At 45.0% G+C, this 12,079-nt stretch carries 8 protein-coding genes and 2 pseudogenes; 3 read left to right on the top strand and 7 right to left on the bottom strand.

Translation table 11 applies throughout. The features are described 5' to 3' along the window. Positions 1-318, top strand: a pseudogene (locus QUA77_RS27195) (IS630 family transposase); the annotation flags it as partial. Between the two features lie 208 nt (positions 319-526). Here the strand turns inward: QUA77_RS27195 and QUA77_RS27190 are convergent. Next, a complete protein-coding gene (locus tag QUA77_RS27190; RefSeq protein WP_333453685.1) occupies positions 527-1,165 on the bottom strand; it encodes a pentapeptide repeat-containing protein in 639 nt (212 codons plus the stop codon). A 57-nt stretch (positions 1,166-1,222) separates the two neighbouring features. Between QUA77_RS27190 and QUA77_RS27185 the strand changes: the two genes are divergently transcribed. Continuing rightward, the gene (locus QUA77_RS27185; RefSeq protein ID WP_333453683.1) at positions 1,223-1,768 is read left to right on the top strand and encodes a phosphatase domain-containing putative toxin; all 546 of its coding nucleotides are present in this window, start codon (positions 1,223-1,225) and stop codon (positions 1,766-1,768) included. A gap of 45 nt (positions 1,769-1,813) precedes the next feature. Here QUA77_RS27185 and QUA77_RS27180 read toward each other — a convergent pair. From QUA77_RS27180 to rnhA, 6 genes and pseudogenes are all read right to left on the bottom strand, one after another. After that, a pseudogene (locus QUA77_RS27180) lies at positions 1,814-2,662 on the bottom strand (IS630 family transposase). Between the two features lie 324 nt (positions 2,663-2,986). Next, complete coding sequence (blaOXA, locus tag QUA77_RS27175; protein WP_333043079.1) at positions 2,987-3,859, bottom strand: class D beta-lactamase; 873 nt, start codon at positions 3,857-3,859, stop codon at positions 2,987-2,989. Positions 3,860-4,009: 150 nt separating this feature from the next. Then, positions 4,010-4,423 carry an MAPEG family protein gene (locus QUA77_RS27170; RefSeq protein ID WP_333453681.1) on the bottom strand — a complete coding sequence of 138 codons (414 nt, stop codon included), beginning with the start codon at positions 4,421-4,423 and terminating at the stop codon, positions 4,010-4,012. A gap of 178 nt (positions 4,424-4,601) precedes the next feature. Continuing rightward, positions 4,602-5,066, bottom strand: a complete 465-nt coding sequence (locus QUA77_RS27165; RefSeq protein WP_333453679.1) for a DUF3037 domain-containing protein — start codon at positions 5,064-5,066, stop codon at positions 4,602-4,604. Further along, a complete protein-coding gene (locus QUA77_RS27160; RefSeq protein WP_333453677.1) occupies positions 5,044-5,832 on the bottom strand; it encodes a HipA family kinase in 789 nt (262 codons plus the stop codon). The genes QUA77_RS27165 and QUA77_RS27160 overlap by 23 nt, the downstream gene beginning before the upstream one ends. A 248-nt stretch (positions 5,833-6,080) precedes the next feature. Beyond that, positions 6,081-6,986: a ribonuclease HI gene (gene rnhA, locus QUA77_RS27155; protein WP_333453675.1), complete on the bottom strand. Its 906-nt coding sequence runs from the start codon at positions 6,984-6,986 to the stop codon at positions 6,081-6,083. Between the two features lie 81 nt (positions 6,987-7,067). Between rnhA and QUA77_RS27150 the strand changes: the two genes are divergently transcribed. Then, positions 7,068-11,969, top strand: a complete 4,902-nt coding sequence (locus tag QUA77_RS27150) for a CHAT domain-containing protein (RefSeq protein ID WP_333453673.1) — start codon at positions 7,068-7,070, stop codon at positions 11,967-11,969. The last annotated feature ends 110 nt before the right edge of the window (positions 11,970-12,079 follow it).

Genomic DNA, 12,079 nt, shown 5'->3' with positions numbered 1-12,079 from the left:
AAAAATCGCAAGATTATCTTGATTTGGGATGGAGCTAGTTATCATAAATATGGAGAATTTAGAGACTTTTTATTAGAACTAAATGGTGACAAAGAACCTGATAATTGGTCAATTAATTGTATTTTATTTGCTCCCAATGCTCCCCAACAGAATCCTGTTGAAGATATTTGGTTACCAGCTAAAAACTTTTTAAGAAAGTATTGGTATTTATGTAGGTCTTTTAAGATTGTCAAATTTTTATTTGAGTTTTTTACTAACGAACATAAATTTTATTTCCCTAAAATACGTCAATATACTTACACACAGAAAAGCATTTAGGATTGCTCTAGATATAGAAAATCATTTAAGATTGCTATACAAGTGATTCCTCAAGTACAAAAGCCGATAGCGTTGGGTTTTCAAAGTGACGAAATTAGTCAGTTAATTACTTTGGAACTTTAACCGCCGATGGTGGCGGATTAACGCAGATAAGTATTGACAGGATGTACGCAGATCGTGTGAGAGAAAGTATTTAAACGAGATTGTCTTACTCAAAAATCGCCCCATCTAAGCTTGTTTCTCTTAAGTCTGTTCTCGCTAAATTAGCACCTCTTAAATCGGTACTTCTTAAGCACACATTGCTGAAATCTGCATAACTCAAATCAGCACCTTTGAGATTAGCATCAGATAAATTGGTTCCTGATAAATTCGCCCTCACAAGTTGCGATTTACTCAAATTGCTGCCACTCAAATTGGCTGCTGGCATCTGGGCTGCCATTAAGTTTGCTTTGCTTAAATTAGTGCCACTGAGGTTAGCAAAATTTAATTTAGCATAACTCAAATCAATGTTTTCCAAGCAAAGTTCGCTCAATTGCGCGCATCGCAAGTTAGCATTAATAAAAAACCTCTCTCCAATCGCATAACGGCGCAAAAATTCGTCAACTTCCAGCCGAATTAAAACGGGTTCGCAAGTATTTTGGTAGCACCACGATGTCTCCAGCAAACGGGCGGCTGCTTCAATTGCTACCTTGTCGCATTTAGGGAGCACCAAGCTATTGCACCCATCCCACTCACCGTTGAGCATGAATGCCATCTCAGAAGCTGCTGCACTTGAGTCGCATAACAAAACGGTTTCTGGTTTGGGTTGCAGCCAGTTCATTAAACCGATCGAGCTGTTGTTTTTCACTGTAGATTCAGGATTTGTGCGTCTTTCTTAATTATAGGTAAAAATATTGAAAACAGTATGCACAAATTCGCTGCGGCTTCAGATAATGAATTAATTGTGTTTGGTGCAGCCAGACCAGGATACCGCGATGCAGAAGTTGCTCGCTGGATTGAATTTATGCAGGGGCATAATATCAAGCAAGTTTGCTGCTTGCTTGCTCAGACGCAACTCATCCGCTACACTGATTTACTGGGAACATATCGGAAAATATTTGGGTGCGATCGAGTTTGCTGGGCGCCGATCGCAGACTTTGAATTGGTCGATCGCGATATTTTAATAGATCGAATATTGCCGTTCTTGGAATCGGCAAATAGCAAAGGCGAACGGGTGGTAGTTCACTGTTCTGGGGGGATCGGACGTACAGGACAGGTTTTGGCTGCTTGGTTGGTCAGCGGGCGGGGATTGTCTAACAAACAGGCGATCGCAGCAGTAAAAAAAACTGGCAGAAATCCCTATGAAGCAGCGATCGTAGCTTGTTTGAAAGGTAGAAACCCCTGGCTAGTCGTTGAAGAACTTAATGCTCTCTTAGATGATTGTCGCCTTGCTGCGAGGAATGATACATAGCACTATACCAACTATATATAGTCATTTCAAATAAGTATGAGACACTTACTCTGCACAATAAGCACGAATAATTTCATCAAGAGATGTGCCAGGAGAAGCATACATTTTAGCTCTCTTTAATGCACTAAAATCATGCTCAATATCATTTAAATCAGGAGAGTATTTTGGTAAAAATATTATCTGATGACCGGCAGACTCAACCAATAGTCTAATGACCGTCTTACGATGAATGGGTGCATTATCCATAATTAATATAGATGGACTTGTTAAATCTGGTAACAAATATAAAGATAACCATCCTTCAAATCCTTCTGCATTCAAACTACCCATAAAGAGCATTGGTGCAATTAAGTCCTTCTTTCCTTTTCAACTTCGAGCTACTAAATTTTCTCTTTTTACCCGTTTTCCTGGTCTTTCACCATAGACTTTTTTTCCTCTTTTCGCCCACGCATAGACAGAACCTTCAAATTCCTCAAATCCTGACTCATCAATGAAGACAAGACTTTTGCTGCCATAAATTTTAATTAATTCTCTCAGATTTCTATAATATTTCATTCTTGATTCTCTATTTCTTTCTTTATAGCGAAGTTCTTTTTTTTTTTGTAATTTTCAGTTTTTTTAAGGCATAACAGATGGCACTCGGTCTGACGGAGAAAGTTTTTGCTCTTTCTACTAATCTTGCTTCCGGATTTTTTTCAACATCTTTTTTGAGAGCTTCCCAATCTAGCTTTCGTTGACGGTGAGTGACCTGAGTTGGTCGAAGGTCTTCCCTACCGGCGCGATCTATAAATTGTTGCTCTTCCTACCTTAAATATGGCGGCAGCTTTCGTTATACTCCCTCCATTTTCCACATCCATTGACTACTTTTTGTCGATAGTCTAGACTGTAAGCCATTTTTTTATAATTAACTCTTTTTATCGATTTTATCATGATCTTACCTCTGTCTCACATTTATTTGAAATGACTATATATAGCAATCCTCGCATCATTTGTGAGTTTCTTACTCCCTCCCCTTGGGTTCGGGGAGGGTTGGGGTGGGGTAAAAAGTTTACGACTCCTGCAAGGATTTCTATATGTGCCAATTGCCTAAGTTTTAAAAGATTTAAAAGACTCGGCTTCCTACGATCGAACTCAGGCATCGAATAAATGGCTGTTTTGGCTGCCACCGTTAGCCTAACCGCTAGCGTTTTTGCCAATATAAGAGAACAAATAACGCAGTTACAGCAGCGCAAGATCCTTGAAGCAACGGCGGGTTAACTCGATTCTTGCAGGTGCGTCATTATTGTTGCGGATGTCAATGTTTGTCGCAAAAAAGTAAACATTTTTATTCTTCTCTAAATAACCTACATACCAGCCAATCTGAGGCTTTGTTTGTTCTCCAAAATTTGCCCATCCTGTTTTGGCTCTAATTGTGTAATCGGGAGTTTGTTCAACAATTATGATGTCTTTCACCAAAGACAGCGATCGCTCAGAAAAGGGTAAGTCATTTTTGTATAGACGGCGGAGAAATTGAATTTGCTCGTTGGGTGTGATTCGCAGTTCTCCCTCTAACCAGAATTTGTCAATATCGTCTTTGTTACCGATTTTTTGGTTGCCATAACCGACTTTAGCTACCCATTTTTGCATTTGCTCGTGTCCGACTCGGCGGGCGAGAACTTGGTAAAACCAAACGGCGGAAAGTTTCATAGCTTCTCTCATATTCAAGTCTCGATTCCATGCGGGAATTTGCCTTTGAGTTCCGTCCCAAGTTAGCACGGCAATTTCATTTGAAATTACCCCTGTTTCTAAAGAAATTAGAGAGTTGAGAATCTTAAATGTAGATGCAGGTAAAAAAGCTGTGGCGTTACGCTGCGGGTTGTGTTGATAAAACCGAGCGCTATTCAAATCGTAAATTGCGATCGAGCCTTCAACTCCTAGTTCTTGAAAGTGCCGTCCAAAATTCATTGTCTCAGCAACATCTCCTCCCCGTCGTGGAGATTCTTGCACTGGAGGTGGCACGGTTAAGGCTGATTGCGGTGGCTGAACTAAAACAAAAGTAATGCAGCCTAATACAATTAAAACAACAGCGATCGCACGAGAGATTCGGTTCATAAAGTTCAATAAGTTAGCCAACTCACAGGCAGTAATGTCACAGGGGCGATCGACTTGTAAGGTGCATCTGACTTACGCTTTGTAAGAAACAATTAAGGTTTGTCCTGACGCCACCTACTATATATAGGTTGCAATTGCGTAATTTATCAACTATAAAACTGCCATAATAGTTAAGGCTACCAAACAGCTTAACTGAATTACTAAGCTGAACAACCGAAACTTTGGATCGAGGCCAGCGATGTGAATCGCTGAATGTACCAGCCGAAATACAATGTACACAACAATCAGCAAATCTACTGCTGTTCCTGAAACACCCCTAACTGTTAGAAGAAAAACAACTCCCAAATACAAAGGCAGGTTTTCTATCAAGTTGGATTGTACTCGAAATAGTCGCCAAAGCAAGCTGTCGTCGTTTTGTGTGCCGAAATCTTTTACTGAGCCGCCCGCAGATAGATGCCGAATCCTGACTGCTAGCAACAAGATAACGACTGCGATCGTCCACAAAATGAAAATTGTTAAACCCCAGAGAGGGAAAGTCATATTTCTCGGTTCAATTTGCATCATCTTTCTACCTTGCGAAACTGCTGCTAACACTTTAGAAAAGTTATCGGTCAAGACTCTTGTTCTGGCGTTCTCATTTTTAGCTAAAACAGCTTGAGGATACTTCTATTCTGACTGTTTTTCGACATGAATAGCCGATCGCCTACTAAGCTCAAAACAGCATCTAACCGACAAGCTGACGCTAAGTAGAGTGCGATCGCATCTCCTGAGTGTCAATTCCAGCCGCTAGCAACTGAGCGTTTACAGATGGTTTTCGGCAAGACGATCGCACCATTGTATCGAGCAAGTGTTCGATCGCACCCGGTAGATTCTGGCAAAAACCAGTGTGTACCCGCGATGTCTGAACGATCGTGCTGCGGGGTGCTACGAGCCAGTGAAAGCGCTCTCTGTGGGGAAGTTGACCGATCGCGCCAGATTCCTTGCCGCCTGCACAAATGATGGGAATGACTGCTAGGTGATTGCGAATCATTTCCAGATCCAACGTTGAGTCGATCGCCATCAAGCGCTGTTCATCAATTTCAATACGGGCTTCGAGGAATTTTTTCGTACCGCAGGAAACGATCGCCCCCACGTTGATAAACTCCTCGCGCTCGACTTTGGGAACGACACGGATAATGGCGTAATCATAAAGAAATCGATCTGGCACTAATCGCTTCCTCCAAAAAAATATGTGGTGATTCTAGCCGATTTAGCAGGTACTCGATATAAGCATTCCGATGTTGGTTGCTATCGCTGAAAGGAGAATCTCCCACCAGCCAAGTATCAGGAATTAGTTTAACAATGTTGCGAATGATGTCCGGGGTTAGCGTTTGACTCATCTTTGAATTTGCCGCTTCCAGCGTACTGGCAAAACGCAGTAGAACGTGGTCTTTGATTGGCGGAAAACGATCGCGGCTGCGCGAGAGATAATCTTTCCAGGTGTGGTGGAAGTAGAGGGCTGCACCGTGATCGATCAGCCAAAGCCGGCGGTGCCATACCAGCATATTTGCATTGCGCGGCGTGCGATCGATGTTAGTCACAAAAGCATCGAACCAGACGATTTCTGAGGCCAAATCCGCCTCGGACTTCCCCGCTATCGGGTCAAAAGTGATCGAGCCCGGGAGATAGTCGAGGGCGAGGTTGAGGCCCGCGCTTGCTCGGATCAAGTCTTGAATTTCCGGGTCAGGCTCAGTGCGAGCCAGTTCGGGATCGAGTTCAACAAAAACGAGTTCGGGGATTGGGAGCCCGGAGGCGCGAGCAATCTCTCCCGCCACTAGCTCGGCGATCAGAGATTTGGCTCCCTGACCCGCACCGCGAAATTTGAGCACGTACATACCATCATCGTCTGCTTCGACGATCGCCGGTAGCGACCCGCCCTCGCGCAAGGGAGTGACATACCTGGTAGCAGTGACTGTTCGCAAGCTAATACTCATGCTATTTTAGATTTTCTATTTGAGATTTTAGATGCAAAATCACTGATTTTATGAGGGTTTGGAGTACGGGCTTACAGACAGTTGGATTCTTTCTTTTAACTGGGACTGATGTTAAGTAGTTTGTTTAGTAAACTGATGACCAAAAGGACACAACATTTAGTTGTGTCCCTACGGAATTTTGCCAAATCTTGCTTTGAGACAGTCATTAGTCATCAGTCATTAATCAACTAATAACTCATGACTAACCACTAATCAGTTGTACTAACGTGGTCGATTCTCTCTAATTGCCAGAGAATTTGGTTGCCTTCGCGCCGCACCCGCGAAACTACCCAATTCCGCCAAACCCAGTTGTCTCCGCGACTGGTGACAGCGCTGGCATTGACATCCATCAAATCAGCCAGTTCAGAACTGGTAATCAAGTAGCCTTTCGTCGCAACCTCGTCGGCGATGTGCAACGTTTCGATCAGATTGCGGAGGTCCTGAACCCTCACCTCGCGGGGCAAGTTCTCCAGGGTATCGGCAGTTGAATCCATCATGGTAGAGTTGGAGATCGGAAGGTCAGAAGTTATGACATAGGATTCTATCGTTTTGTTACCAGTTGCGTCCGTTTCTTCCGAAACAATTGTGTTTTCCAAGTGTAGGGGCTGTGCCCCCGTGCCCGCCCCGGCCTCGTCTCCCGTTGGTTTCTGCTGTTGCAGTTCGGGAGTGAGATTGTGGGAGAAGCTGCGGGCGATTTCATCGCACCTGTCGTTGTAGAAGTCGCCGGAATGGCCTCGGACGTGTTCCCAGTTGACTTGCCGGGAATTCAGTTTGTCTAGCAGGTGCCAGAGGTCTTGGTTGACGACATCTTTGCCCGTCGAGGTTTTCCAGCCTTTGTTTTTCCACCCTTGAATCCATTTGGTGATGCCGTTTTTGACGTATTCGCTGTCGGTGTAAACGGTGACTGGTTCGGTTTGACCGGAATTGGCAAAAAATTCGAGCGCAGCGACGGCAGCCTGCATTTCCATGCGGTTGTTGGTGGTTTGAGGGTCTGCACCCCCGAGTTCGTGACAGTTGCCGTCGGCGAAGCAAACTACTGCACCCCAGCCGCCAGGGCCTGGGTTGCCGGAACAAGCACCGTCTGTGTAGAGGCTTTTGATTTTGGGAATGGTCATGAGCGAATTAATTTGTTATTTAGAGGTAAGTTGTTTGCAAGTGCGATAATTAAGGCAATTGAGATAGTTTTACTTGCTGCTATGAAAAATGCCAACTTAAAGATTAAAAAGGTCGGGCTATTTATTTGTCCTTTTTCTTTGTTAATTTTTAATACTTTCGCGCAAGCACAGCCTATAGTGCCTGCTGCTGACGGTACGGGTACTGTTGTCACCCCCAGCGGCAACCGTTATGATATCAACGGCGGCAGTTTGTCGGGAGACGGCGCGAATCTTTTTCACAGTTTTGGGCAGTTCGGCTTGAATGAAGGTCAAATTGCTAATTTTCTGACTAATTCGGCTATTCAAAATATATTAGCTCGAATTGCTGGCGGCGACGCTTCGCTAATTAATGGTTTAATTACTGTCACGGGCGGCAATTCTAATCTTTTTCTAATTAATCCTGCGGGGATTGTGTTTGGCCCGAACGCGAGTTTGAATGTGCCGGCGGCTTTTACTGCGACTACGGCGAATGGTGTCGGTTTTGGTTCTAATTGGTTTAATGCTGCGGGTACAAATAATTTTAGCGCCTTGGTTGGTACACCAAATGCTTTTTATTTTGGTGCGGCCGGGCCGGGAAGTATTGTTAATGCTGGCAATTTGGCTGTGACTCCGGGGCAAAACTTGGCTTTGCTGGCTGGTACGGTTGTTAGTACGGGACAGTTGTCAGCGCCGGGCGGGCAAATTACTGTTGCTGCGGTTCCGGGAGCTCAGGTTTTGCGCATTAGTCAACCGGGGCATTTGTTGAGTTTGGAAATAGCAACGGGCGGAAATTTTGGTAATTCTCAACAGACTTTGAATCCTGTTTCTTTGCCGCAGTTGCTGACAGGTACTGGGCAAAATCAGGCGGCGGGTGTTGCGGTTGCGGATGACGGTTCTGTGCGGCTTGTGGGTTCTGGTTTGCAGGTTAATTCTGGGGATGTGGCGATTGCTGCTAATGTGTCTGGGCTGCCACAGTTGAATGCGGGAAGTGCGAATTTATGGGCTGCGGAAAATCTCACGTTAGCGGGCGCTAGGCTGCAAACTACGGGGGATTTGAGTTTGCTGGGTGGGGATGCGGTGCGGGTCAGGGACAGCGCCCAGAATCCTTTTTTGGCGCAGGCTGGGGGCAATTTATACATTCAGGGATCTCGCACGATCGACATTCTCACTCAAAACGCGATCGGCGGCTTATCTCTTCCCCCGCAATTCCAAAGCGGTGGCAATTTGAGTTTGGTTAGCAACGGCGTTATTTCGGGGGATTCTCACTTTGTTTCGGGTGGCAATTTTGTGATTCGCAATTTGTCGGGAATGCCGGGAAACTTGGTCAGTTTATTTGACCCGATTATCAGTTCTGAAGGAGATGTTTTCTTTGGAGATTATACTGGTGTTTCGCTGAAAGTCGAGGCGAAGGGGAGCATTGTTGTCGAGGATATTACAATTACCGGCCCCGATATTGCATTGGGTAGGGAAAATGGGAATCCCGACGATCCAGATGTTGCTATTTTAAGCAGCAGTCCGGCCTTAATTCTGCGGGCTGGAGTGGCAAATCTGCTAAATCCTCCTACTAACAGTTTAGATGAAGATTCGATATTTACAAGCCCACTTTTATCGAGCAATTTGATTTCAGTTGAAAATATTTCAGCCGGTGGGCCTGTAATTTTGTCAGCGCCGGGAAGTATCGCCACTAGAGATATTAATGGCGGTCAAATTAATATCGAAAGCAGGGAAGCCGGAGTGCTAGCTGGGGGCAGATTAACGTCTAGTTCGACAATTAATATTCAAGCTAATGACAATATTATATTGACAAGTGACATTTCACGTGCTGATATCAACGGCAGTATTAGTCTGAATACTTTTCGGGGTAATATCGTCACAGGATCGATCGATACTGGGACTTCCGGGGCGATCGTACTCAGAGCTTTTGGCAATGTGAATTTTGGGACTTTGCAGGGATCGAATGTTGATATTACCAGTAACTCCGCGGCCTTGGGGGTTTTGACTGATGCCAATACCATTGTGCCTAATACTACACCTGTCAATATTACAGCAACTGAGAATATCAATTTGACAGCTTTTAGGGACTTAACGGTCGGCAATCTCACCGCTGCGACTGTCAATGCTAGCAGCAGTACGGGGAGTGTCGCTACGGGGGCAATCGCTACTTCTGGAGATGTGAGAATTGTAGCAGGACAGCAAATCAATACAGGGATAATAACTGTTAATCCTGTCGCCACAAATCCAGTTAATCCCATTATCCCTACAGTCAATCTGGACGCCCTAACTAATATTAGCGTTGATTCCATCAATGCTCCGGCGGCTAGGATTGCTTTGAGAGCAACCAGCAACTTAAATGCAGGGAGTTTGCTGGGGGGATCAGTCGATATCAATAGCGAGCGGGGAAATATTGCTATCGGTAATACTACATCTCTTGGGAATATTAATATAATAGGTTCGGAAAATGTAAGTTCGGGGGATTTGCTGGGAACAAAAGTTAATGTAAATAGCACTTCGGGAATTATTGAGAGTGGACGCGCCACAGCAACAGAAAATACTGTCAATTTAATAGCGCCGCTTGATGTGAATTCAGGAGATTTACGGGGAGTTGGAGTTAATGTAACTAGCAATACGGGAAGTATTAATATTGGCAATACCGACGCCACAACAGGAAATGTAAGTTTGACAACTTCTGGCAATGTAAATTCAAGAAATTTGCGGGGAGTTGGAGTTAATGTAACTAGCAATACGGGAAGTATTGATATTGGCAATACAGACGCTACAACAGGAAATGTCAATTTAATAGCGCCGCTAGATGTGAATTCACGAGATTTGCAGGGAGTTGCAGTTGATGTCACTAGCAGCAGGGGAACTGTTAGCACTGGCAATATAGATGCTTCAGGAATAGTGAGGATTTTAGCCGGAAACGAAATCAGAATTGAGCGAATAAATGTTAATTCGATTGGGTTCGATCGAACTCCGACAGTCACTCTTAATGCCCAAAATGATATCAGTGTTTCATCCATAAATGCTCCGGGCGGTAACGTTAATATAGAAACTCCCAATTTTGTTCGAGTAACTGATACTTTCAACAACCAAAACGGCACTCCAGTTAGCATCTCGACTGTTAGGGGCGATCGGGCCGGATCGGTTGCGATTCGCCACGGCGGCGGCGATAGGAACCCGCCGATACCTTTTGTGGAAGGAGATGCGAGAATTAACGGTAGTGCTGCGCCGATCGATGGCGCTGTCAATATTATTCCGCCAACTCCAACCCCAACTCCAACTCCAACTCCAACTCCAACTCCAACTCCAACTCCAACCCCAACTCCAACCCCAACCCCAACCCCAACCCCAACTCCAACCCCAACCCCAACCCCAACCCCAACCCCAACCCCAACCCCAACCCCAACCCCAACCCCAACCCCAACCCCAACTCCTTCACCAAATCCAACCCCAACTCCTTCACCAAATCCAACTCCTTCACCAAATCCAACTCCTTCACCATCGCCAACGGATAGATTCCCATTAGATAGAGGGAGAGCACTTTTTCCAGATCGCAACCAACCCTTTAGTCGCGAACAGCGGCAGAACCAAAACAGAATATCGCGAGATATAGGAAAACCCGGAGAAAGGATGCCGCCCGAAAGAATGCACTCTCCCAGAGAACTGAGAAATTTCATCAATTCAAATATCAGAGATTCAGTTATTCAGTCAGCATTTCGCGGCGATATCGGCCGGAATTTGGAAACCGGCAAAATATCGGAAGCTTTGTCTCTGCTGGACAAATCTTTCAGCCAAGAATTCGGAGAATATTTAGGCATCAACATCAGCGACGAGTTGGTATCCCCAGAGGAAATTAAAAAAAAGTTAGCATCCGTGGGTGAACAAACCGGCACAAAACCCAGCTTAATTTATCTGTTCTCGCAGCGGGAAAAATTAAACTTAGTGTTAATAAATTCTTGCGGTGAAGCGGTGCACAAAAGCGTGCCGTCAGCGAACCGGGAAGAACTGCTGAAAGTTGTAAATGAGTTCAGAGGTGAGATTACCAAACCGGGGGTGCGGGCTACTACGAGTTATCTACCATCTTCGCAACAGCTTTATAAGTGGATGATTGCGCCTTTAGAGGACAGTTTGAAAAACTGCGAAACGGATACTATTTCCTTTGTTGTCGATCGAGGTTTGAGAGGTATGCCCTTTGCTGCTTTGCACGACGGACAGCAATTTTTGGTGGAAAAGTACAATCTCAGCCTGATGCCCAGCATTAATTTAACAGATACTCGCTACGTCGATCTCAGAAATTCTCAAGTTTTAGCAATGGGGGCCTCGGAATTTTCGGAGTTGAATCCTTTGCCGGCAGTTCCTGCTGAAATAGCCGCTATTTCTAGAGAGTGGCCGGGAGTTAGTTTTCTAAATGAGGGTTTCACTTTGGATAATTTGAAGCGACAGCATCAAAGCCGACCTTTTGGGGTTATTCACTTAGCTACTCATGGCGAATTTCGACCTGGAACACCCAATAATTCTTTTATTCAGTTGTGGAATAGTCGGCTGCGACTGGATCAATTGCGGGATTTGAGATTGAATGATCCCCAGGTGAATATGTTAGTTTTAAGTGCTTGTCGGACTGCGGTGGGAGATGCACAAGCGGAGTTGGGTTTTGGGGGGTTGGCGCTGCAAGCGGGAGTGCAAACGGCTTTGGGAAGTTTATGGTACGTGAGTGATGAAGGTACTTTGGGATTGATGAGTGAGTTTTACCAGCAGTTGAAGACGGCGCGAATTAAGGGGGCGGCGCTGCGACAAGCGCAAATTGCGATGTTGCGGGGAGATGTGCGTTTGGAGGGCGGCAGATTGCGGGGTTTGAGTCGGGGTGAGGGAGTGGAGTTGCCGGCTTCGCTGCAAGGGTTTGCGGATTTGAAGTTGTCGCATCCTTATTATTGGTCGGCTTTTGTGATGATTGGGAGTCCTTGGTGATTGGTGATTAAGCTGTTGTGCCTTTAAATAGGGTATAGCAATCCTAAATGAATTGTGAAAAGGCATCAAATCTTTTCAAGTTAGGAAAATTGAAAAGATTATATTTAGCA

Origin of the sequence: Microcoleus sp. K5-D4, from assembly GCF_036704575.1 — a bacterium.
Classification (GTDB): Bacteria; Cyanobacteriota; Cyanobacteriia; order Cyanobacteriales; family Microcoleaceae; genus Microcoleus.
Note: the sequence above shows the minus strand (reverse complement) of the source record. Positions and strands in the feature narration are given on the sequence as shown.

Coding starts and splice junctions, on each gene's coding strand:
- QUA77_RS27185 (WP_333453683.1), top strand. CDS start 1,223: ATGCACAAATTCGCTGCGGCTTCAGATAATGAATTAATTGTGTTTGGT.
- blaOXA (WP_333043079.1), bottom strand. CDS start 3,859: ATGAACCGAATCTCTCGTGCGATCGCTGTTGTTTTAATTGTATTAGGC.
- QUA77_RS27170 (WP_333453681.1), bottom strand. CDS start 4,423: ATGATGCAAATTGAACCGAGAAATATGACTTTCCCTCTCTGGGGTTTA.
- QUA77_RS27160 (WP_333453677.1), bottom strand. CDS start 5,832: ATGAGTATTAGCTTGCGAACAGTCACTGCTACCAGGTATGTCACTCCC.
- rnhA (WP_333453675.1), bottom strand. CDS start 6,986: ATGACCATTCCCAAAATCAAAAGCCTCTACACAGACGGTGCTTGTTCC.
- QUA77_RS27150 (WP_333453673.1), top strand. CDS start 7,068: ATGAAAAATGCCAACTTAAAGATTAAAAAGGTCGGGCTATTTATTTGT.